This window comes from Pseudoalteromonas sp. HM-SA03 (assembly GCF_002289345.1).
Classification (GTDB): Bacteria; Pseudomonadota; Gammaproteobacteria; order Enterobacterales; family Alteromonadaceae; genus Pseudoalteromonas.
In genome coordinates this window covers 25,187-47,036 of the sequence record NZ_NSDG01000020.1, presented here as the reverse complement: position 1 = coordinate 47,036, position 21,850 = coordinate 25,187, and the positions used below count along the sequence as shown (strand labels likewise).

At 45.3% G+C, this 21,850-nt stretch carries 20 protein-coding genes and 1 pseudogene; 9 read left to right on the top strand and 12 right to left on the bottom strand.

What is annotated here, in order from left to right; genetic code table 11:
• Window positions 1–92 precede the first annotated feature (92 nt).
• Window positions 93–3,092: an ATP-binding protein gene (locus CKO50_RS03785; protein WP_255229422.1), complete on the bottom strand. Its 3,000-nt coding sequence runs from the start codon at window positions 3,090–3,092 to the stop codon at window positions 93–95.
• Window positions 3,093–3,639: 547 nt separating this feature from the next.
• On the opposite strand from CKO50_RS03785, the gene CKO50_RS03780 reads away from it, so the two are divergent.
• Window positions 3,640–5,928 carry a penicillin acylase family protein gene (locus CKO50_RS03780; RefSeq protein ID WP_095727077.1) on the top strand — a complete coding sequence of 763 codons (2,289 nt, stop codon included), beginning with the start codon at window positions 3,640–3,642 and terminating at the stop codon, window positions 5,926–5,928.
• A 28-nt stretch (window positions 5,929–5,956) separates the two neighbouring features.
• On the opposite strand, the gene CKO50_RS03775 is transcribed toward CKO50_RS03780, so the two are convergent.
• Window positions 5,957–6,943: a GGDEF domain-containing protein gene (locus CKO50_RS03775; protein ID WP_255229421.1), complete on the bottom strand. Its 987-nt coding sequence runs from the start codon at window positions 6,941–6,943 to the stop codon at window positions 5,957–5,959.
• Between the two features lie 241 nt (window positions 6,944–7,184).
• On the opposite strand from CKO50_RS03775, the gene CKO50_RS03770 reads away from it, so the two are divergent.
• Entirely contained in the window at window positions 7,185–8,711 is a 1,527-nt protein-coding gene (locus CKO50_RS03770; protein ID WP_095727075.1) for a carbon-nitrogen hydrolase family protein, read from the top strand.
• 1 nt (window position 8,712) lies between these two features.
• On the top strand, window positions 8,713–9,027 hold the full coding sequence (locus CKO50_RS03765; protein ID WP_095727074.1) for a multidrug efflux SMR transporter: 315 nt from the start codon (window positions 8,713–8,715) through the stop codon (window positions 9,025–9,027).
• Here CKO50_RS03765 and CKO50_RS03760 read toward each other — a convergent pair.
• On the bottom strand, window positions 9,014–9,883 hold the full coding sequence (locus CKO50_RS03760) for a DMT family transporter (protein ID WP_095727073.1): 870 nt from the start codon (window positions 9,881–9,883) through the stop codon (window positions 9,014–9,016). The genes CKO50_RS03765 and CKO50_RS03760 overlap by 14 nt on opposite strands.
• A 305-nt stretch (window positions 9,884–10,188) precedes the next feature.
• Between CKO50_RS03760 and CKO50_RS03755 the strand changes: the two genes are divergently transcribed.
• Window positions 10,189–10,575: an MAPEG family protein gene (locus CKO50_RS03755; protein ID WP_095727072.1), complete on the top strand. Its 387-nt coding sequence runs from the start codon at window positions 10,189–10,191 to the stop codon at window positions 10,573–10,575.
• 23 nt (window positions 10,576–10,598) lie between these two features.
• Here CKO50_RS03755 and CKO50_RS03750 read toward each other — a convergent pair whose 3' ends face one another.
• A complete protein-coding gene (locus tag CKO50_RS03750) occupies window positions 10,599–11,291 on the bottom strand; it encodes a pseudouridine synthase (RefSeq protein ID WP_095727071.1) in 693 nt (230 codons plus the stop codon).
• Between the two features lie 81 nt (window positions 11,292–11,372).
• Between CKO50_RS03750 and CKO50_RS03745 the strand changes: the two genes are divergently transcribed.
• Window positions 11,373–11,678, top strand: coding sequence for a DUF6482 family protein (locus CKO50_RS03745; RefSeq protein WP_095727070.1), 306 nt, complete (start codon window positions 11,373–11,375; stop codon window positions 11,676–11,678).
• A 3-nt stretch (window positions 11,679–11,681) separates the two neighbouring features.
• Here CKO50_RS03745 and CKO50_RS03740 read toward each other — a convergent pair whose 3' ends face one another.
• Window positions 11,682–12,551 carry an SDR family oxidoreductase gene (locus tag CKO50_RS03740; RefSeq protein WP_095727069.1) on the bottom strand — a complete coding sequence of 290 codons (870 nt, stop codon included), beginning with the start codon at window positions 12,549–12,551 and terminating at the stop codon, window positions 11,682–11,684.
• Window positions 12,552–12,664: 113 nt separating this feature from the next.
• Here CKO50_RS03740 and CKO50_RS03735 point away from each other — a divergent pair, with 113 nt between their 5' ends.
• A complete protein-coding gene (locus tag CKO50_RS03735; RefSeq protein ID WP_095727068.1) occupies window positions 12,665–14,005 on the top strand; it encodes a hypothetical protein in 1,341 nt (446 codons plus the stop codon).
• Between the two features lie 29 nt (window positions 14,006–14,034).
• On the opposite strand, the gene CKO50_RS03730 is transcribed toward CKO50_RS03735, so the two are convergent.
• The 7 genes from CKO50_RS03730 to CKO50_RS03700 form a co-directional block, all read right to left on the bottom strand.
• A complete protein-coding gene (locus CKO50_RS03730) occupies window positions 14,035–15,546 on the bottom strand; it encodes a peptide MFS transporter (RefSeq protein ID WP_095727067.1) in 1,512 nt (503 codons plus the stop codon).
• Window positions 15,547–15,630: 84 nt separating this feature from the next.
• A complete protein-coding gene (locus CKO50_RS03725; protein ID WP_095727066.1) occupies window positions 15,631–16,332 on the bottom strand; it encodes an HAD-IA family hydrolase in 702 nt (233 codons plus the stop codon).
• 2 nt (window positions 16,333–16,334) lie between these two features.
• A complete protein-coding gene (locus CKO50_RS03720) occupies window positions 16,335–17,258 on the bottom strand; it encodes a tyrosine recombinase XerC (RefSeq protein ID WP_095727065.1) in 924 nt (307 codons plus the stop codon).
• A complete protein-coding gene (locus CKO50_RS03715; protein ID WP_095727064.1) occupies window positions 17,255–17,881 on the bottom strand; it encodes a DUF484 family protein in 627 nt (208 codons plus the stop codon). Before CKO50_RS03715 ends, CKO50_RS03720 begins: the two co-directional genes overlap by 4 nt.
• Window positions 17,878–18,708, bottom strand: a complete 831-nt coding sequence (gene dapF, locus CKO50_RS03710) for a diaminopimelate epimerase (RefSeq protein WP_095727063.1) — start codon at window positions 18,706–18,708, stop codon at window positions 17,878–17,880. The genes CKO50_RS03715 and dapF overlap by 4 nt, the downstream gene beginning before the upstream one ends.
• 126 nt (window positions 18,709–18,834) lie before the next feature.
• Entirely contained in the window at window positions 18,835–20,088 is a 1,254-nt protein-coding gene (gene lysA / locus CKO50_RS03705; protein WP_095727062.1) for a diaminopimelate decarboxylase, read from the bottom strand.
• A gap of 1 nt (window position 20,089) precedes the next feature.
• Window positions 20,090–20,266: a lipoprotein gene (locus tag CKO50_RS03700; RefSeq protein WP_095727061.1), complete on the bottom strand. Its 177-nt coding sequence runs from the start codon at window positions 20,264–20,266 to the stop codon at window positions 20,090–20,092.
• Between the two features lie 155 nt (window positions 20,267–20,421).
• Here CKO50_RS03700 and cyaY point away from each other — a divergent pair, with 155 nt between their 5' ends.
• From cyaY to CKO50_RS23885, 3 genes and pseudogenes are all read left to right on the top strand, one after another.
• Window positions 20,422–20,742: an iron donor protein CyaY gene (gene cyaY, locus CKO50_RS03695; RefSeq protein WP_010378141.1), complete on the top strand. Its 321-nt coding sequence runs from the start codon at window positions 20,422–20,424 to the stop codon at window positions 20,740–20,742.
• A complete protein-coding gene (locus CKO50_RS03690) occupies window positions 20,742–21,398 on the top strand; it encodes an alpha/beta hydrolase (protein ID WP_095727060.1) in 657 nt (218 codons plus the stop codon). Before cyaY ends, CKO50_RS03690 begins: the two co-directional genes overlap by 1 nt.
• Window positions 21,399–21,443: 45 nt before the next feature.
• Window positions 21,444–21,850, top strand: a pseudogene (locus CKO50_RS23885) (hypothetical protein); the annotation flags it as partial.

The window sequence follows — 21,850 nt, the reverse complement described above, 5'->3', positions numbered from 1 at the left end:
TTTCCTTATTTTTGTTGTTGCTGATGAGGTGTATAACACCATCTTGATAGTAGCAATATAATACCAATATTTACTGTAGCAAAGTGTGTGAGCTAACTTTGTTGGGCCGCAGACGAAGGTGCCTGCATTGTTTGCTGTGGTTTTACTTGCAGAAGTTTGGTTCTTAGCTCATCAAAGTCAATGGGTTTGGTAAGGTAATCATCCATACCAGCATCAAGGCATTTTTCTCTATCACCTTGCATTGCGTTGGCGGTGAGTGCAACGATTACGCTATTCTGATGTTGCTTTCCGGCAACACCTTGGCGGATCTGCTGTGCTGCTTGATAACCATCCATCACTGGCATCTGACAATCCATTAGAATTACATCGTAAGGTTTGTTAGTTGATTGTAAGTGGGCAAGTGCTAACTCGCCATTTTCTTGGCAGACTACTTTTGCACCTAAACGCTCTAACATCGTCATTGCAACGGTTTGGTTTATCTGGTTATCTTCCACTAATAAGATTGAGTGTGCTAACAAGGGGTCAGCACTGACCTGTGAGTCGGTTTTGACGGATGCCGACTTGTCTGAATCTTGATAATCAAAGTTGAATACCTGAAGTGCCGCATATGGCGTAATGGGGTAGTACACCCGCTCACAGGAAGAAAATAGCGAGAGCGTTTCGCTACTTTGTTCTTCAACGGCAACCACATGCGCGATCTGCTGCTGTGTTAGCTGCGTTTTGAGTGCTTGTTGTTTTTTCCGCGGTGTGGCATTGAGTAACTTGGCATCTAAAATAACAGCAAGATGTGAGGATGGTTGTTGTAGTTGTGTCATGAGCATATCAAATTGCTGCACGTGTAAGCACGTGATATACCAAGGTTTCAGTAGTTTACTGTAGTCTTCATTGATTTCGCTTAATATATATAACGTTGAATTATCAGGCTTTTCATGCACGGTAATGGGTTTAGCTGCTGTTAGTAGTACATTACAGGAAAACGTGCTGCCAACGTGTTCTTTACTAAATGCTTGTAGGTCGCCACCGAGCAGTTGAGACAATTGCTTTGCAATGGTGAGACCAAGCCCTGTGCCACCATATTGTCGAGTAGTTGATAAATCTGCTTGGGTAAATGAATCAAAAACTTTATTGAGCTTTTCCTTTGAAATACCGATACCAGTATCTTCTACACTGCACCATAATCGAGTTTGATCGCCCGTTTGTTCAGTATGGCAGCTTAATGTCACTGAACCGTCATGAGTAAACTTAATCGCATTGCTTAGCAAATTATTAAGGATTTGTTTAAGGCGATTAGGATCGGTTTGCGCGGTATGGACTTTCATGCCTGATAAATCGATATGCAGTCGGTTATTGTTGGCATCGGCTGCGCGCACAAACCCAGACAGCATATTACTTAACATCTCGATAAGATCGAACTCAACAAATTCTATCGTTAGCTTACCAGCCTCAATTTTGGAGAAGTCGAGAATGTCATTAATGATGGTGAGCAAAGATTTCGCTGAACTATGTGCCAAAGAGAGCTGGTGGTGTTGAGTTGAAGTGAGTTGTGAGTGCATGACGAGCTCAACCATGCCCATTACGCCATTGAGTGGAGTGCGTATTTCATGACTCATACTGGCTAAAAACTCTGCTTTCATTTTAGCGGATTGTTCTGCTAAGTCTTTATCAATGATGGCTTGATTTTTCGCTTTCTGATGGACTTTATTGATAAAAAGGCTTCCTAACATGGCGGCGATAGATTTTATTAAACGGAGATCGCTTTGACCCCAAGCTGGACTTACAACATCGTACTCTGCACAAAGAATGCCTAAGGTTTGGTTTTTATGACTGATAGGGCAGCAAAGCATGGCCTTAATTTCGAAAGGCTCAAGGTAAATTGTGGTAAGAGCCATCGTTGCTGGATGGCTTTTTGCTTGCTCTGCCGCAATCAATTTACCGTTTTCGATTTCGTTAAAGAATTCAGGTGCAATTGCTTTTCGCCAGGGAGGGAAATGTTCTAGGCTCCCCGTGGTTGCATGCGAAAAACACACGGGTATCAAGAGGTTTTTATCGTCGTTAAACTGCCAAATACTAACTCTATTGACCTCCACTCCTTTTTTGCAAGCATCTGCGCAAAGTGAGAGCGCTTTATCTAGGTGGTTATTTAAGATGGCTTCATGAGAACTTAAATAAGCAAGAAGCTCATTATTTTTGGCAAATTTATCGTGCTCTATCTCCATCATCTTTCGTTTATGAATATTTTGAATCGAACCAAAAATGTGGGTAGTGCGTTTGCCACTGCGAATAGAGCGTGCTTTCACTAGCACCCATAAGTCATCCAAATTTTGGGTTTGGATGATAAATTCTTCTTCGAACTCATGGCCTGTTTTTATAAGGTCATCCACACAGTCTTGTAAGCGCTTTCTGTAGAAACCAGCTTTGAAAAACTCTGTCGTATTCATCCAAGTGGGCTGAAATTGTCTTGGCACGCAGAAAATACTACGGGTTACCTCCGACCAGATAATATCTCGGGTTTTGACGTTGATTTCCCAAGCGCCAACTTCAGCAAGCATACCCATATTGGTAAGTGATAATGTATTGCGTTGCAGCTGCGATAGCAGCCGGGTAATAAAGATAAATGCGGCAATAAAGATGATAATCAACGCGATGATAGCTAAGCGAAAAGGCCACACTGCGGTTGTCTCAGGATGCCAACCAATGCGAGGCACAGCGTAAAGTTCCCATTCACCAAAAGGGACGCTGATGCTAAATGCGATGGGGGAAAGAGAGTGTATATTACTGTTGCCATAAAAGTAATCTCCGTTTCGGCCTTTGCCATCAATGCCTTGAATCGCAATCAGATATTGACTTTCTAATGCGGTAAAATTTGCTTGTTGATACAGGCTATCCATATCGAGCACGACAGAGAGCAGTCCCCAGAAGTGAGTTTTGTCGGTGTAAACCGGAATTCTTGCAATTAAGCCCGTACCCCCCTGAATCAATTCTAGTGGGCCAGCCATCACGATTTCGCGACTCTCTTTGGCGAGTAACGCACCGTATTTTTGTGTTGGGTGGGTTTGATAATCTAGGCCTATCGCCTTTTCATTGCCTTTCATAGGGTAAANGGAGCCGCATATTTGGGGCCGCTCCGATATTGCGAAGAATTTGACTGCTGTCGAATAGCGGCTTCGCAAGTTGCTCAAAGCGAACTTGAGATAGCTCTGATTGACCTGAAAGTGCTATGCCTAAGCCTCTGACCAATTGAACATTTTTTGCTAGAATACCTTCTAGCTTGGTGCGGTAGACATTCACTTCTTCGGTCGAACGGCTCTTTTCTATTGCCACTAAGCGGCGATAATTTACTTGATCGACATACCATGCCACCGCGATGATCACGATTAGTAAAAGCCAGAAGCTAGATTTCACAAAGCGAAATTTCAGTGGTGATGTCGATAGTTCAGAGATCATGGTGTTTCTGTGTTGAAGACGATGATTTAACTATAGTTCAGTCCTCGCAAAGCGAAATCTAATTAACCAAAATAAAATGCCTTAACTTGATTGTCTTATAACTGTGACAAAGTCGAGAATATTGGTTTATTAGCCAATGACATGCTATATCTTCTAGGCATAAATTAGCGCTGGATACATTGTTAAGGGATGGTCATGCTTACTTGGATTAAACGAATTGTTGTCGCTCTGCTGTTACTGGTATTGCTTGGCACTGCAAGTATATATGGCTTGCTTGCGCTGAGCTTGCCCGCACTGGATGGTAAAGGAAGTACATCGGAGATAGATAATACAGTAACGGTAGCGCGCGATGCCATGGGGCAAGCTGTAGTGTCGGCTGACACCCGGGCAGATGCGTCGTATGGATTGGGTTTTGCGCATGGTCAGGACCGTTTTTTTCAAATGGACCTGCTGCGTCGCAATGCTGCAGGTGAATTGAGTGAGTTATTTGGTTCGGCGGCCATTGGCCTTGATGAAAGCATGCGTTTCCATCAATTCAGAAAACGGGCAAAGCTTATCGTGATGTCCTTACCTGAGGCGCATAGGCAAATCCTTGAGCGTTATACACAAGGGGTGAACGATGGACGAGTACAGTCTGGCTTCACCAGTTTTGAGTACCTGCTTCTAGGTGCAACTCCTGCACCATGGCAGCCAGAAGACAGTTTACTCACTATTTTTAGCATGTATCTAGACTTGCAAGCGGGTACTTATGAGCGTGATGAAACCCTAATTGCGCTTAAGCAGCAATATGGTCAAGGTATGCTCGATTTTATTTTGCAGCCCAGTCAATATCAGGCTGCGTTAGATAACAGTGTAGTTGCGGCATCACCGGTTACGATTCCGGCATTACAGCTGCAAATCGTGCAAGCTCAGCCGTCACATATTGCCGATGTGCCGCTTTACGGTAGTAATAATTGGGCCGTAACAGGTGCGCTCACAAAGACTGGGGCGGCAATGCTATCTGACGATATGCACCTTGGCTTAAATGTGCCGTCGATTTGGTATCGTGCCCAGCTTAATTATCAGGAGCAGGGTCATGCAATTCAGGTAACTGGGGTGTCATTACCGGGTGCTCCGGCCATTGTTGTTGGAAGTAATAATCGCATAGCGTGGGGATTCACCAATGGTTATTTAGATACTGCCGATTGGATTGAGCTCGACGCAGACGCCAAGACGCAGTTCATTGCTGAAGAAATTAAATTGCCTGATGGTGCAAGCCATACCTATCAATTGGAAATGAGTGCGTTCGGTCCCGTTAAACAACTTGGAGGTAAGAAGCTAGCGCTGAGTTGGGTTGCTCATCAACCCTATGCGGTAAACCTAGAGCTTGTACAACTTGAGCGATTAACCGAAGTTCAGCAAGCAACAGTGCATGCCAAAAAGGTGGGGATCCCAGTACAAAACTTGATGGTGGTAGACAGTAAAGGGGATGCTGCTTGGACGCCGATGGGGGCTATTCCTGCCCGTAAAATGACTCATGATACGACGTTGAATGTCGAGCAATATGAACAAGCGTGGCAGAACAACGAACAAGTTCGCCCGGTTGTGCAAAATCCTGAAAACGGCAAGCTGTGGACGGCAAACTCTCGCGTGGTTTCGATTGCAGATAATCAAAGGTTTGGTGATGGTGGCTATGCGTTAGGAGCTCGTGCTGTGCAGATCCGCGATGGACTTTTGGGGCAGCAACAATTTACGGAAGCAGATTTCTATCAGCTACAATTGGACAATCGCGCTAAATTTTTAGCGCCGTGGCACGAGCACTTAGTATCCTTATTGCAGAATCAACATTCCGCATCTTTTGAAAATGATATTTTGCTCCTTAACGGCTGGCAGGCTTGTGCTTGTGCTGATTCAGTTGGTTACACCTTAGTGAAAGCCTACCGCAACGCACTGATTGACATTCTTTACGCACCTTTGGAGCTGCACTTAAACACGCAAAAATTGTCGCTGAAGCCGATTAAACGTTATCTTGAGCCTGGACTCTGGCAGCTCTTAACCGAGCAGCCAAGTAGCTGGTTAGGTGAGTATGATTCNGAGTTAGAGTTGGCTGCTTACAAGCTTGCCAAGCAGCAACTTAGCGAAAGATATGGTAGTAATATGGCCGCTTGGCGTTGGGGGGATGTCAATGCACTCAAGGTGCAGCATCCTTTCTCAAAACAAATGCCAATATTGAGTGGTTTGTTAGATATGCCAACCGCCCAAGCTTTTGGTGATACCTTTATGCCTGCGGTACAGGGTAAATCGTTCGGCGCATCGCAGCGCTTTATCGCACAACCTGGTCATTTACAAAATGCAATTTTAACGGTCGCTGGCGGCCAAAGTGGACATCCGTTATCGCCGTTTTATCGGTCTGGTTTTGCTGATTATGCTGAAAGGATGAATACTCCCTTGCTACCGGGTGAATTAACTCACCAGATAGTGATCACGCCTAATTTGCCTAAATAAAGCCAATTTATTGGGTGTATGAGGGAAGTTAACTAACTCCCTCCGATACACGCAAAATCGGTGCTGCGGTCACACAGTTTCGTCCCGAATGTTTGCTGTTGTAAAGCGCAGCATCCGCGTGTTGAATGACAACCTCAAAAGTTTGGCTAGGGTCCCAATTTGCAACGCCAAAACTCATGGTGACTTTAAGAATGCTGTTTTCAAAACTGGTGGTCTCGACGGCTCGTCGTAATTTTTCCATGCGCTGCATCGCCTCTCCACTAGAGCAAGGCGCAAGCACGATTAAAAATTCTTCACCACCCCAACGAACGGCAATATCTGCAGGGTGAATATGTGCTTTGATGGTTTCGGCCACGCTTTTTAAAATTTGATCTCCTTTGTCATGGCCAAAGGTGTCATTGATTTTTTTAAAGTGGTCAATATCCGCCATCACCAAACATAAAGGAGAGTGAGTGGAGACGCAGTTTTCTTTGGCGTGGGTGATTAACTCGCGCGCATAGCGACGGTTGAACATTTGTGTGAGCGGGTCGTGTGCAGCGAGCTCTTCTAATTTGTCTCTTTGTTGCACCGTCATTTTGCGTATGTGGCTGATCGTGTAGATCATTGGAATGCCGCATATGAGCACATTGGCAAAATGCACATAGGGAATTAATTGTTGATAGCGATATTGATAGGCAATATCACCAAACAACAACTCCAAGACTGCGAATAATGTGATCAACACAACGGAATAAATCACGGCATTACGTAATCTGAGTTGGTAATCTAGCAGCATGAGGCAAGAGACCGTCCAGAGATAGTACTGAAATCCGAGCGACATGCCGAGGTAGGCACATACCAGTGTCGCATGGATGGCGACTTCAAGGCAGAAAATCCGCAGTGCAATAGAGGGGTTACTCGCATCAATGAGTTTAATGCCAGCGTACCACATCAGCACACTCCCCACGTTGACCAAAGCGAGTATGTTCACCTCTAGATGCCAAAACACACCGATGAGACCAGTATGTAGCCACATGCAATACAAGGCCACGCGTCGTAATAATGCAAATTTTAATGTTTCGACTTGGTCTGGTTTGCTGTAAGGGTGATATTTAGTCAAACGCAAGCTCTTGTGGTGTTCACAATAAAATAAGTATAGAAGCTCTATTGTGATTTGCCGTCTATTTGGCCTAAGCTCAGATTATTCGCTCAGCATCCAGCTAGGTTCGCTGTAGTAGAGTGAGAGATAGGTAGATAACAAAAGCTTTGGAGTTGATATGTCTGTAGAAAAAGCGCGGATCACGCTATGTAACCTAGAAAAGTCTGACTATGATCAGGTTAAATCATTAATGGATGAAGCTTACCCAGATCTCGGTGGAGCGTGGCCGAGTCATACGATATTTAGGTTGGTTGACCAGTTTCCTGAGGGACAGATCGGTGTCAAAGACGGTGAGCGTCTCGTCGGTATCGCGCTGAGTGTTCAAGTTGACTATCAAACCTTTTCTAACCCGCATACCTATGAAGACATTGTTGACGCGCATAGCCGAATTTTTAGTGATAGTAATGCTGATGCGCTGTACGGGCTGGATGTAGTGATAGCCAAAAGCCATCGTGGTCTACGCCTTGGTCGGCGACTGTATGATGCCCGTAAAGAGCTTTGTCGTCAGTACAACTTGCGTGCGATTTTAGCAGGTGGTCGTATTCCGCTTTATAAGCAATTCCGTGGCAGTATGTCGCCAATGGAGTATATAAACAAAGTCGACCATAAAGAATTACACGACCCCATTCTAAGCTTCCAACTTGCCAACGACTTCCAAGTAAAGCGATTGCTTAAGCAGTATCTGCCGGAAGATCAGGACTCCGAAGGCTATGCGACCCTACTTGAGTGGAATAACATTCTCTTCGAGCCTACCGATACCGTGATCGAAAGTAAGAAAACCATCGTCAGAGTGGGGGCTGTGCAGTGGCAGATGCGCCGGGTGGAATCGGTAGAGGAGCTAATGAAGCAGGTAGAGTATTTTGTGGACACGGTTTCGGATTACCAAAGTGACTTTATCCTGTTCCCTGAGTTTTTTAACGCGCCACTAATGGGCCTTGGAAGCTATAAAAATCAGACCGAAGCTATCCGAGCATTAGCAACGTATACCGAGCAGTTTAGAGCCGCAATGTCGCAAATGGCGATTGAGTACAATGCCAATATTATCACGGGCTCTATGCCGCTACTTGAGGGCGACAAGCTCTATAATGTCAGTTACTTATGTCATCGCTCTGGCAAAGTGGATGAACAACGTAAAATTCATATCACCCCTCACGAAGACTATGATTGGGTTATCAAAGGCGGTGACAAAATCGAAGTGTTCGATACGGATGCGGGCCGGGTAGGGATCCAAGTATGCTACGACGTGGAGTTTCCAGAATTATCGCGGATCATGGCTGAAAAAGGGCTGGATATTTTGTTTGTACCATTTTGGACTGACACGAAAAACAGTTATTTAAGGGTGAGGCACTGTGCGCAAGCTCGTGCGGTTGAAAACGAATGCTACGTTGTTATCGCAGGAAGCGTTGGCAACTTGCCACAGGTAGAAAGCCTAGATGTGCAGTACGCGCAGTCAGCGGTGTTGACGCCATCGGACTTTGCTTTTCCTCATGATGCTGCACTCAACGAAGCAACACCAAATACGGAAATGCTGTTATTTAGTGACTTAGACTTAGATAAACTCAAAATATTGCATAGTGAAGGAACGGTGCGTAATTTACGAGACCGAAGAAAAGACCTGTATTCTGTGGAGTTGAAACAAAAATAGTATGGCGTGGGTTTATTTAATTATGGCTGGCCTGTTTGAAATAGGTTGGCCCGTTGGCCTGAAAATGGCGCAACAAACTGATACTCGTTGGTTAGGCATAGTGATAGCCGTTGGTTTTATGGCCTTGAGCGGCTGGATGTTATGGCTGGCGCAAAAGCAAATTCCATTGGGTACCTCGTATGCGGTGTGGACGGGCATTGGCGCGGCAGGCACATTCTTAGTGGGTATCTTTTTCTACGGTGACCCAAGTAGTTTTATGCGCTACTTGGGTGTGTTACTTATCATCAGTGGGGTTGTGGTACTTAAGTTAGCATAACCAAAATAGCCGCGACGGCGATGAGTAAGAGCCCCATTGAATCGCGCTTCTTTACCGGCGCTTTGAGCCACATGAATGAGATAAGCAAAGTGAAAAACACTTCGATTTGACCAAGTGTTTTCACGTAGGCTACATGCTCTAGGCTCATTGCGCTAAACCAACCTATAGAACCGATGCAACTGCTAACACTAATTGCCAGCGTCAGTTTGCGGCGTTGCCACAGCACGCGCCAAGAGTGTGGCTCGCGCATCGTCAAATACATACTCAACATTACAGTTTGGCAAACCAGTACCAACAATAACACCCAGGCTGCACTGTGGGGGAAAGGTAAGCCCGATGCGATACTGGCTTCACGCACCCAAAGAGAAGTGAGCGCGAAGCTTGTTCCACAGGCAAGTCCCACTAGTGCAGTTTTACCATTGAAAGCACGCAGGCTAAAACCGCTCAATAACAACACCGCGATGGCGCCGATAAAGACACCAAACCAACCGAGTAAAGTTAAGCTTGAGCCAAAAAAGAGTACGCCCAAAATTGCCGCCACGAGTGCCTCACTCTTCGCAAGTCCAGCGCCTATGGCGTAATTATTTTGCTTAAATAGCACCACCATTAACCCCGTCGCGATGATCTGCATGACACTGGCCCCCAGCACAAAGGCTAAAAAGTCATCGTTAATAACAAGCGGCTCTGCAGGAGCAATCTGGTAAAGGCTCCAAAGATATAACCCCGCAAGTGGGCTGGCTAAAATAAATCTTGCTAGGGTGACGCTGGCTGTGGAGGCGCTTTCACTCAATTTGCTTTGAAAAGCATTTCGCCAAGCCTGAGAAAAAGCTGCTAGCAAGGTGAACAAAATCCACATGAGAGGTGACTCTACAATGCTCGAATGTGTATCAGCATACCGGATAGGAGCGAGTCTGAATAAATGCATTTTCGTGATAGTGAAAATAATTCAATGTGTATTCAAGGTGCTAGGGAAGCAACTCTTGTGGTTGGCGTACTGCGACAATTTGCCACATGTTCAATTTTCAGTATCACGATATGATTAAGGTCGATGCTACAAGATTGGGCCATAGGTTAGGGTATTACGTATTCACTTATGGCTTTTCTTTTTAACGCTATTCTGCTCTACTGAGTTGAATAATCAAAAGGTTGAAGGAGTATCTTGTGGGTATACTAATCATCTGTGCAATTCTTGCCATCTTACTACCTTATTTTGCCAAAATTCCTGTGGCAGTGGCGATGAATAAAGAAGGGGGCTATGACAACAAGCTCCCGCGTGAACAGCAAAAGAAGCTGACAGGGCTTGGGGCAAGAGCGCTGGCTGCGCATCAAAACTGCTTTGAGTCATTAGCTGTTTTTGCTGTTGCCTTGGCCGTTGCGTTCGGCACCCAAACTTATACTCCTCTGGTCGAATGGCTAGTCATCGGACATGTTGTCGCACGAGCATTATATTGTGTGCTGTATTGGGCGAATATTGACGTGCTGCGCTCCATCGTATGGGCGCTAGGACTCGGCTGTGCTATCGCCATTATTGTGGTGTGTGGTTTATAGTTGTCCTTTGCGTGACTCTACACTTAGGCTAATTTAATTAACTCTGCTGAAATCTCTTTCACTTCAGCGGAGTTAACCTCTAGCTGTGTCAATGCTAAGTTTGCGATACGCACTCGGTATAAGTCGATAACCCGATAACCACAGTGATGTGCCATTCTTCTGATCTGGCGATTGAGTCCTTGGCGTAACACTATTCTGAAGCGGTCATGTGCGATTTGCTCAACGGTACAGGGGAGGGTTATTTGGCCCTTCACTGGCACGCCGGCTGCCATTTTAAGGCAAAAATCTGGGTCCAGAGGCTTGTCAACTTGCACCTCATATTCTTTCTCTTGATGATGGTCAGGGTGGATTAACTGCTGACACAGTGTCCCATCATTGGTGAGTAGTAGTAGGCCTCGACTGTCTTTGTCTAACCGACCTATTGGATACACACGACACGATTTTGGTAGTACATGGTAGATACTTGCAGGGTCATCTGGATTCACTTTGCAGTCTATACCAACAGGTTTATGGTAAACAAAGAGTCTTCTCGCTTGCGGCGGCGCGACCAGTTCACCATCGACCATAATGGAGTCGGTCAAATTGATGTGATCTATGTGATTGGCCAAACGCCCATTTACGGTCACTCTTGCGCTATCAATTAAGCGAGACGCTTGTCGCCTAGAGCAAACACCGCAGTGGCTGAGATATTTGGCCAAACGCATCGGATAGGACATAGACATTCACATGATCAAAAAGAGATAACAGCGCGTATTGTAGGGCAACAAGTTGTTTGGATCTACGTATGGGGAGTATCAATGGCCATTGCGTTTTCAAAGTTAAAACAGCATCAGCCGCTGCAAAAGGTAATAGTGCATTCCATTGATCTAGCGCTTTATCAAGTCAGTGTGCTTATTAATAATGTGGAATATTATGTCACGGAAGAAAATGGCGAGTTTTTAAAAGCACATAACCCGCTGCAAATTCAAAAACGCCTGCTTGATATTAGCTACATGGAAATGGTGATTAGGCATCAAAGCGCTTATGACGAGATGATAGGGCACCCAGTGTCAGGCAATGACAATACATTAGAAGTGCCCTTCGGTCGTAATAACCTGTTTTAAGCGTTATCTGTGTTTTGTGAGTACTTCACTCACCGCGGTTGCAAAATCGCGGTGGTGAGCGATCCCCATGTTAATCAATCTGGTGTCTTTTAGGGCGCAATTTTGTGGTCTTGTGGCATCGCCACTCGGTTGGCTCAGCGGCACGAGATCTTGCGTCGGTAGCTGCAAAGCCTGAGCCATGACCCGCGCCATTTCATACTTAGTTAATGCTTGATTGCCACTGATATGAATAATCCCACCAAGGCTAGGCTGTGCGATAACATCTTTGAGCGTTAGCGCAATATCATTAACATGGGTGGGGTAGCGAATGGCCCAATGATCGTGACTTGAAGCGGGGTTGGCTAACAGCTGTTTTGCAATAACGGTTACTGCAGATTCTTCCAGCGTTTTTACCTCGCCGTATAAAACCGGCACTCGTACTATGGTGTGTAATGCGCTGTCTGCCAGTATGGCACGCTCCGCAGCTTGCTTGGTTTGGCCGTAGAAGTTCACAGGATTAGTGATATCTGTTTCAACATAAGGTGCGGAGGTGCCGTCAAATACATAGTCAGTACTAATAAAGAAAAACCGAATATCTCTTTCGCGGCAGGCTTGGGCTAAAAACTCGGTTGCTGCAACATTGAGCGCAAGCGTTGCCGCTTGATCTCGCTCACATTGCTCTGGCCTACGCTCTGCTGCTGCGTGAATAAGTACCTCTGGGCTGTGATTATCTAAGAACTCTAAAACCGAATTGTGGTCAGCCAAGTCAAGTTTATGAAGTGGCGCGGCCGCTCGGCTAAAGCCACATCCTAAAATTTCATGGGTACTACTTAGCTCTTGGCAAAGTGCGCGACCCAATAAGCCCGTTGCACCAGTGATCATGACTTTAGACATAGAAAACAGCATCCTTTTTAAAAGAGCCAGTACAGTAGCAAAGTCGGAAGAAAAACTACAGGTTTGTATCAGATTAGGCTAAGGTTGAGATAAGGCTAAAAAAGGGACAAAAAATGAAAAAAAATATTTTGCTAGCTGGTTTGTTTGTGGTGAGTGCGCAAGTGAGTGCGACCCAAATATTTGCGAAAAATAGTGATTGTGTCATAGATGAAAGTAAAGCGCCCATTGAAATATACGAGCAAAGTTCAAAATCGATGCGTTTGTTGGGGGGACAAGAGGCGAGTAATGGTGAGTTATCGGATGTTGTCACTATGCTGTTTGACGATGTTAGATTGTCACTATTTGACGCATTATCTGAAGAAGCTAAGGCGTTTGATAAAGGTATAATTATAAAAAATGCTTCATTTAAAAGAACGGCAGATGGGTGGTCGAAAAGAGCCGTTGTATCCGGGAAAGTTGTGGCTCAGCCCGTTTTATCTTGCCATTACACTGAAGTGCTCACAGCAAAAAACACCGAGCTGATATCTGGTGCTGTTTTTTCATCCAAGCCAATGACCCATTCAATTACTTATAAAACAACGATTGATCCGAACAAAGGTCGACTCAAGCCAAAGGTAACAGAGGTACTTGATACTTCTGTTACAAAGGACCAAGTATTTGGTATTAAGCTCGGAGACTCTTTTTTACAAGCGGAAGAAAAAATAGGCCGTTTTACGATGCAATGGCCTATTAATGCATATCAAAAGTTTGCATTTATTGGTCGCAACAACGTGTTTTTATTTGAACATGATAAGCTCGTCGGGTACCAATATGCATTCAATCTTCTTCCTATCAGTCTTGCAAATCTAATTGATATTTATGATGTTGCTCTTGCGGCCCCACTAAGTCACCAGCAAACTCAAATTGCAAACCGTGACTTGGATGAGGTGACGGTTTTTGCACTTAAGGAAAAGTTTCCTGACATTAAGTTTTTTGTCGAAGGTAGATATACTACCGATCCGAAGACTAAATTATCTGCCCTAACCATAGGCAAAACTGAGATTGCGAAACCAATTGCTCCTGCATGCTGGAGTGGTCAAGAAGACATTGAAGCTTTTATTACAAAACATCAGAGCGGCTTATTGCAATGGCGTGGCATAGATAAGCAAACGCTATTTTACACCGGGTGTAATCAGTTAATTGAACAAAGCCAATTTGGCCGAGTGATAGGAGTTAAGCTGCTAGAAAGTTGGTCGTTAAGCAATGCTAATTTATCTGGATTGACCGTGATATCGAATGTACTTACTCCTTGGCAATTCTATGGGGTGAAGTATCTTGACCCTGAAAGTCGCGCATCTCAAATAGGTTCGATTGAAAATCTATATGGCACGATAGAAGTAGTAAACTCTGATTGGGTCGGTCATTTCAAATCTGATGACAGCCAGCTTGTTTCTGCTGAGTTTGAGAAGATGTAGAAGCCATTGCTCCTACATCTTCAATTCGTTTAAGCCGTTTGCTCTGTCAGCGCCTTTTCAGATTGCTTTTCCCAATGCTTGGTTCTTAGACCAAGTACACCGACAAATACACCAATACCGATAGTAAATAGCGCAATTTGTAGGTATAGATTTGGTAAGTCTTCGATATTATTAGGATCAAAGCTACCAGCGAGTAGACCCGAGAAGATATTACCAATTGAGTAAGTCAGTACGAAAACCCCCATCATTTGCCCTGCAAAACGTTTGGGAGATAGCTTACTTACTGCGCTCAACGCCACTGGGCTTAAGCAAAGTTCACCCACGGTGTGCAAAAAGTAAGTGGTGATCAACCACATTGGTGCTACTTGTAGGCCTTGGGCTGCATATTGGGAAGCGAAAAACATCACAATAAATCCGCTCGCCATGATGATAAGGCCAATCGCACATTTCACGCTATAGGTTGGCGTGATCATACGCTTAGCCAAGTTAATCCAAAGCGCAGCAAAGAAAGGAGAGAGCACGATAATGAAAAAAGCGTTGGCTGATTGGAACCAAGCGGTTGGAATACTAAAACTGCCGACTAATCTATCAGTGTAATCGCGGGCAAATAGATTAAGCGATGAGCCTGCTTGTTCAAAACCAGACCAAAAACAAGTGGACGCAACGCAAACCAAAAACAGTGCCCACATCCGGCGCTTTTCATCGGCATCAAGATTACCGCCAAAGTAGATATAACCGTAATACAAAAAGAATGTGACAGTAAAAGCAATCGCAACATATTTTGCGAGCTCTACAGGATTAATCACAAAAACACCTGTAAACGTCGCTGCCGTTATTGCTGCAACAGCCGTAATGACTAAAGCTATTGCACCCCAAGCTCTAGCACTTTGACTTCCCGTCATTGGGTTAGTTGGCGCATTACCAACGGTAGCGATGTGTTTGTCTGTTAGGCGATAATTGACTAAACCGATTGCCATGCCTACTGCGGCTGCACCAAAGGCCCAGTGCCAACCAACGTTTTCCATAAAGTAACCACATACCGCATAGCCGATCACAGACCCTAGGTTGATCCCCATATAGTAAATCGCGTAGCCGCTGTCACGGCGGTTATCTTCATCGTTATAAAGCTGGCCAACCATAGCGCTAATATTGGGTTTTAATAAACCGGTTCCACTGGCAACAAAGATAAGGCCAACAAAAAAGGAAAATTGACTTGGGATGGCAAGAATGATGTGGCCGCACATAATGATAATGCCGCCGTACCAAACCGCACGTTGGCCACCTAATAAACGGTCTGCTATCCAGCCTCCCGGTAGGCCTAAGAAATAAACCGAACCAGTATAGAGGCCATATATTGCGGCAGCTGAGGCAACGGTGAAGCCAAGACCTTCTTGCTGTAAGGTGGCTGTCATGAAAAGTACTAACATGGCACGCATGCCATAATAACTCATTCGTTCCCACATCTCGGTGAGAAACAAAGTCTGTAGGCCTTTTGGATGACCAAAAAAGCCTGTATCACTTGTTGTGTCCTGTGATGACATATTTCACTTCCATTATTATCGTTTTTTGGAAGTCAATATTAGTACGTTATTCAAGCACCGAATGCAACCGCATGAAAGGAAACATTACATCATCTTTTTTAACATTTGTATGTCATCGATTTCCACATTAGCCAATCCTTTGTACTGGTATGGCGCAAATTGATTGCGAAGCCAAACACTAGGGCAGCCGGCACGGTGTGCTCCTTGCACATCGGTATCTAAGCTATCGCCAACATGCAGAAGTTGATGTGGTGCAAGGTTAAAATGCTGACAGGCAAGCTGGTAAAGCTCTGGGTGAGGCTTGGCGCGGCCATCAATTCCGGCGCGAAGCACTAAGTCAAAACTATCGCGAAGATTAAATTTATCTATCTCGACATTACCATTAGTGATAGCAATGATGTGATATTGACTGCGTAATTCAGCAAGTAGACGGATGACAGCGTCGCTGACCGTGATATTACTGCGGGCATCGGCAAAGGCTTGATAGGCGTGTAGCGCGTGCTGTTTACTTGTTACGGTATCAAATCCCAATGCTGTGAAGCCCCACTCAAGTGCCATTTGACGCCACTTTGTCACATCTTCTGCAAGCGCACTGTTTTGTTTGAGCGCTTCGTTTCTACACTGAGACCAGAATGATCGCCCTTTCGCTTGCCACTCGGGAATAGCATTCAGGTGCGCTGTCATGGCGTTAACGGCCGCAATGATAATAGGTCTGTTGTCGTATAGCGTATCGTCTAAATCAAAACTGATGGCGGCAATGTCTGAAATGGGCTTATTGAATCGCATTGTTACTCGTCTTTTTGCTTTTTCGCTCTTGGGTGAGCGCTATCATACACTTTTGCTAAATGTTGAAAATCTAAATGGGTGTAGACCTGAGTGGCTGATAAGCTGGCATGTCCAAGCATCTCTTGTACTGCGCGCAAGTCACCGCTGGATTCTAGCATGTGGCTGGCGAACGAGTGCCTCAGTTTATGGGGGTGAATAGGTGTACTAACCCCTTGTTTCAACCCCCATTCTTTCATTCTTGCGCGGACATGGCGAGGGCTGATCCGGCGCTTTAATTTGCTCACAAAAAGCGCCGGTTCTTCCAATGTTGCAAATTGCGGCCTTATTTTGAGCCAATCAGCTAGTGCGTTTAGCGCTTTGCCGCCGACAGGCACAACACGCTCCTTGCCGCCTTTACCAAGCACGCGTATTTCACCGTCTTTGACATCCAATAGGTTTGCACCAACCAACTCGCTTAATCGCAAACCACTAGAGTACATTAATTCCATCATGGCTTTATCACGAATGGCAAGCGCATCATCAGCCTGGATTTCAAGAAGTTGTCCCATTTGGTCAACATCAAGGTTCTTTGGGAGTGGTTTTTGAAACTTAGGCCCTCGGATCCCTTGCGCGGGATTGACGACCGCCTGTTGCGATTGTGACTTGATCTTGAGAAATTTATATAAGCTCCGAATACAACTGAGCTTAAGGTTGATGGTTCTTGGGCTGTAATTTTGACCGCGAAGCTTCATGCTGTAGCTGCGAATTTGCTCGCCACTGACTTCTAGCCAAGAAGAGGCGTGATCACAAAAATATTGCGCTGCTTGGAGGAGCTGAGTTTTGTATTGGATGAGTGTATGTTCTGAGTAGTGCTTTTCGTGGCGCAAGTGTGCCATAAAGGCGGTTACTGGTTGCGTCCAATCTTCCGATAGTGGCGTTAGGCTCATGCCAGCGCTTCGAGCTTAAGCGATAATGTTTGAATAAAAGCTGTGATCAACATATTGTCATGTTGTGGCGAAAAGTGTTCTGGTGAGCGGCTGGCAAAGGCCAGAATAAAGCGACCTTTGTCTGACGCATCAACGCGGTAAAGTGCCACCGAGCCCACTTCAATATCGGCAAACAAGAGTTCAGCTTGTGACTGACTGAGTCGTCCTAAGTAGCTGTTGTTACTGGTCAGTTTAGCTGACACTAGTTCCAAAAGCGTATCATCGATGTTGATGAGTTTACATGCTTGGATGTCCGGGTGGTCCTCAAAGCGCTGTGCTAACGTATGATTGATAGCACTCAACTCAGTACAACGCATGATAGCCAATTGGCATTCACTCAGCTGCTTGAAAACCAGTTCGTTGGCTTTTGCGTAATGGACCATGTCTTTGATCTGTTGCTGTAGTGAGGTGACTTCGTCGCGGAGCATCCGCTGTTGGTGCAAAGCAAGGTTTGGAAGCCCTTGCTGCTGGTGGTGTAGCTGCAAATCCAATAGCACATAAGGGTGCCTGAGCAAAAAGTCAGGATGCTTGCGCAGGTACTCAACGACTAATTGTTCAGTTGAATTTGCTTCTTTTATGGTCATATTGCGATTTGCCCATCAAAAACATGCTCCGCCGGTCCGGTCATTTTCACTACTTGACCTTGACCGCCCCAGCGCACTTGAAGACTGCCACCTGGTAGGTCGACCCTAACGGTTTCTTCTAACTTACCTTGCATTATGCCAGCAACAACAGCAGCACATGCCCCTGTGCCACAGGCAAGCGTTTCGCCAGCGCCGCGCTCCCAAACACGTAGCTTAACGTATTCACGAGAAACCACTTCCATAAAGCCAATATTGGCCTTTTGTGGGAAACGTTCATGGTGTTCAAGGAGTGGTCCAAGTGTAGCTACCTCAGCGGCCTCCACGCTCTCGACAATAATCACGCCATGAGGATTGCCCATAGAAACCGCGCTACAAAACACGGTATGTTCGTCGGCTCTTAAAATATAGGTGTTTTCTTGTTTGTTTGCACGAAACGGAATGGCTTGTGGGTTAAAGTTTGGTTTGCCCATATTCACGGTAACTTGGCCGTCTTTTTCGGTATACAGGGTGATATTGCCGCCCTTTGTAGAGACACAAACCTTGTGTTTGTTCGTTAAGCCCTTCATACGGACGAAACGAGCAAAACAGCGAGCACCGTTACCACATTGCTCAACTTCGTTACCATCTGCATTGAAAATACGATAATGAAAATCTAAGTCTGGGGAATAAGGCGCTTCGACCATCAACAGCTGATCAAAGCCAATTCCAAAGTGGCGATCTGCTAACTTCTTAATTTGGTCTCGAGACAAAAACACATTTTGGGTGACATTATCTATCACCACAAAGTCGTTGCCTAAACCATGCATTTTTGAAAAGTTTATAAACATAGAGTGGTTATCTTTTGGTATAAAACCATGGCCTCACTTTGCTAATACTTTGCCATGGATACCTCGACTAGGGAAGCGGCTTGGCATTTAGCCTTGTTTTGCATCCCTAGGACGTATCCACGTCGATTATTGTGGCAGTAGTTGCTCAAATTGCCACAGAGATTCTAACGGCTCTCTTTGGCGGATTAGATGGTGTTGGCTGTTATCAACCATGACCTCTGCACAGCGGGGGCGAGAGTTGTAATTTGAACTCATGGTAAAGCCATACGCGCCTGCGCTGCGCTGTACTAACAAGTCGCCAGCCTTTATTTTAAGTACTCGGTCTTTACCTAGAAAGTCACCCGTTTCACAGACTGGGCCAACCACGTCGTAATTTATTGCGTCAACATCATCTCGCGGTGTGACTGGCACGATATTTTGCCACGCTTGATATAGCGATGGTCGTAGCATGTCGTTCATGCCAGCATCAACAATGGCAAAATGCTTATGCTCGGTTGGCTTAATAAATTCGACTTTAGTCACCAGCACACCGGCATTGGCAGCAATCGCTCGACCAGGCTCAAAAATGAGTTCTATATCATTGAACTGCGCCAATCGTGCTTTAATCTCTGCAGCGTAAGCACTCGGATGCGGCGGTTTTTCACCGTCATAAGGCACGCCAAGTCCGCCACCAATATCGAGATGATGCAAGTAAATTCCCGCCTTTTCGAGTTGAGAGATTAGAGCCAGCACTTTATCTAACGCCGCTAAAAATGGATTAATCTCAACCAGCTGAGAGCCGATGTGGAAGTCGATCCCCACCACTTTTAAACCGGGTAAGGCATATGCGAGCTGGTAAACATCAAATGCGGCTTTGATATCAATACCAAACTTGTTCTCTTTTAACCCGGTTGAAATATAGGGGTGAGTTTTTGCATCGATATCTGGGTTTACACGCAATGAAATTGGCGCAATCTTATCCAATCTGGTTGCCACTTCACTGATACGGTGAAGTTCTGCAATCGACTCAACATTAAAGCATTTAATACCAGTTTCAAGCGCAAACGCGATTTCATCTTCCGTTTTCGCCACACCAGAAAAAACGACTTTTTGGGGGTCGCCCCCTGCTTTTAGCACTCGCGCAAGTTCACCCTTCGACACAATATCAAAGCCAGAACCAAGTTGAGCCAAGACGTTCAACACGGCGATATTTGAATTTGCCTTTACTGCGTAGCACACTAAATGGGGATGACCGGCAGCGGCATCTGTAAAAGCGTGATAATGCCGTGCTAAGGTCTTCTTCGAGTAGACATAGCAAGGAGTGCCATATTGCTCGGCGATTGTAGTTATGGCGACATCTTCAGCGAATAGCTCGCCATTTTGATAATTGAAATAATCCATTTTAACGCTCCCGTTGTTCTGCTTCAGGCTGGTTTGCTTGCGCTGCTTTCGGTTGGTTTGATTTTTTAGCCTGTTGTTCAGGCAAATAAAGCGGACCGCTTTGACCGCAGCCCGATAATCCGATTAAAGTAGTAAAAACAAGTGCCGTTACGCTAAATTTATAAGGTGTCGCTTTCATTAGATAATTCGTGTCAGTGCCTTTATAATCGCAGAGTAACAGAATTGATAAAAAAAGCAGCTTTTCGCTATTGAAATTTCGTCTTCATCAAATTGCTTAAATAGCGAGTTAAGCTCAGGCACCATGCCGCAGTGCGTCAGTAAGAGGAAATCACGATGACAGAAAGTGAATATCATGAGTTAGCCGATGCGCTAATGTTGACTATTGAAGAGCAGATCGATGATTGTGACGCTGATTTAGATTACGAATCAGCATCGGGAATTCTAGAGATTATTTTCCCTGACAAGAGCAAAATTGTTATCAATAAACAAGCACCATTGCACCAAGTCTGGGTGGCGACTAAGTTTAATGGTCATCACTTTGAGTTGCGTGGCGATCAGTGGATTGATAATCGCTCCGGTGCTGAGTTTTGGCAATTTATGAGCGACGCGGCGACTAAACAGGCAAATATCGCAATAGAGTGGCAGCACGATTAATGTTGGAGTTTGTAGATTATCCTGCCAAAGGACAGCATAAAGCGAGTATTATTTGGCTCCATGGTTTAGGCGATTCAGGCGACGGCTTTTTACCCATTGCATCTGAGTTAAACCTGCCTGAGGAATTGGGTGCACACTTTATTTTTCCACATGCACCACAGCAGCCGGTCACCATAAATGGTGGCATGGTGATGCGTGCATGGTATGACATTAAATCATTTGATCTGGATAAAAGAGCGGATGAGCAAGGTGTGCGAGACTCATCCGCTCAGGTTGAAGCATTAATTCAGGCACAGTTAGATAAAGGTATTCCAGCTAACCGTATTATCCTAGCTGGATTTTCTCAGGGGGGCGTGATTGCGCTCCATCTTGCACCGCGTTTAACTGTTAAATTGGCTGGTGTCATGGCACTATCGACTTATATGTGTGTGCCTGAAAAGCTCAGCGCAGAAGCACAGCAAAGCGAGCTCACTATTTTTATGGCACATGGCAGTGCTGATCCTGTCGTACCTATGTTTGCAGGTGAGCATGCACTTAACACGTTACAACAGCAAGGTTATGAAGTGAGCTGGCAAGACTACCCAATGGAGCATCAGGTTTGTCTTGAAGAGTTAAAAGCCATTCGTGCTTGGTTAATTACGAGACTGAGCGATTAATATTAGGTGGTATAAGGTACTGGTGACAGATACAGGAGCAAAGCAATGTCACAAAAGATTGTCATAAAAACGTCGGTGAGTAAGCAACCCTCAGAGCCCTCTGCGGTGACCTATCAATGGCACTGGAAACGCATTTTTATGGCAACGGCAGCGTTTGCTGGCATTGCAACCGCGGGGGTTTATGGTGTCGTGGATAACGTCAATGCAGATGAAGATGATACCCAAGTGGCAATATCGATGCATGCCACCATTGCGCAAGCCGATACATCGCTGAATGACTCCTCTCTATTAACAGACTCTAATGAGGAGCGTGAGGGCGAGCAGCTAAGTGCGGATACCTCACCAGATAGCGTTTTAACGACGCCCGAATTCACCCCTGTTGGTGCCGCGACGACCTCAATAGAGGTCGCTCAAGTCATTGCGTTAGACCAAGTGCAACAACAAACTTCTGA

Bases quoted from the DNA above. Each gene is read 5' to 3' on its own strand.
- CKO50_RS03785 (WP_255229422.1), bottom strand. From the start codon at position 3,092: ATGAAAGGCAATGAAAAGGCGATAGGCCTAGATTATCAAACCCACCCA.
- CKO50_RS03775 (WP_255229421.1), bottom strand. From the start codon at position 6,943: ATGTGGCTACATACTGGTCTCATCGGTGTGTTTTGGCATCTAGAGGTG.
- CKO50_RS03770 (WP_095727075.1), top strand. From the start codon at position 7,185: ATGTCTGTAGAAAAAGCGCGGATCACGCTATGTAACCTAGAAAAGTCT.
- CKO50_RS03765 (WP_095727074.1), top strand. From the start codon at position 8,713: ATGGCGTGGGTTTATTTAATTATGGCTGGCCTGTTTGAAATAGGTTGG.
- CKO50_RS03760 (WP_095727073.1), bottom strand. From the start codon at position 9,883: ATGTGGATTTTGTTCACCTTGCTAGCAGCTTTTTCTCAGGCTTGGCGA.
- CKO50_RS03750 (WP_095727071.1), bottom strand. From the start codon at position 11,291: ATGTCCTATCCGATGCGTTTGGCCAAATATCTCAGCCACTGCGGTGTT.
- CKO50_RS03745 (WP_095727070.1), top strand. From the start codon at position 11,373: ATGGCCATTGCGTTTTCAAAGTTAAAACAGCATCAGCCGCTGCAAAAG.
- CKO50_RS03740 (WP_095727069.1), bottom strand. From the start codon at position 12,551: ATGTCTAAAGTCATGATCACTGGTGCAACGGGCTTATTGGGTCGCGCA.
- CKO50_RS03735 (WP_095727068.1), top strand. From the start codon at position 12,665: ATGAAAAAAAATATTTTGCTAGCTGGTTTGTTTGTGGTGAGTGCGCAA.
- CKO50_RS03730 (WP_095727067.1), bottom strand. From the start codon at position 15,546: ATGTCATCACAGGACACAACAAGTGATACAGGCTTTTTTGGTCATCCA.
- CKO50_RS03725 (WP_095727066.1), bottom strand. From the start codon at position 16,332: ATGCGATTCAATAAGCCCATTTCAGACATTGCCGCCATCAGTTTTGAT.
- CKO50_RS03720 (WP_095727065.1), bottom strand. From the start codon at position 17,258: ATGAGCCTAACGCCACTATCGGAAGATTGGACGCAACCAGTAACCGCC.
- CKO50_RS03715 (WP_095727064.1), bottom strand. From the start codon at position 17,881: ATGACCATAAAAGAAGCAAATTCAACTGAACAATTAGTCGTTGAGTAC.
- dapF (WP_095727063.1), bottom strand. From the start codon at position 18,708: ATGTTTATAAACTTTTCAAAAATGCATGGTTTAGGCAACGACTTTGTG.
- lysA (WP_095727062.1), bottom strand. From the start codon at position 20,088: ATGGATTATTTCAATTATCAAAATGGCGAGCTATTCGCTGAAGATGTC.
- CKO50_RS03700 (WP_095727061.1), bottom strand. From the start codon at position 20,266: ATGAAAGCGACACCTTATAAATTTAGCGTAACGGCACTTGTTTTTACT.
- cyaY (WP_010378141.1), top strand. From the start codon at position 20,422: ATGACAGAAAGTGAATATCATGAGTTAGCCGATGCGCTAATGTTGACT.
- CKO50_RS03690 (WP_095727060.1), top strand. From the start codon at position 20,742: ATGTTGGAGTTTGTAGATTATCCTGCCAAAGGACAGCATAAAGCGAGT.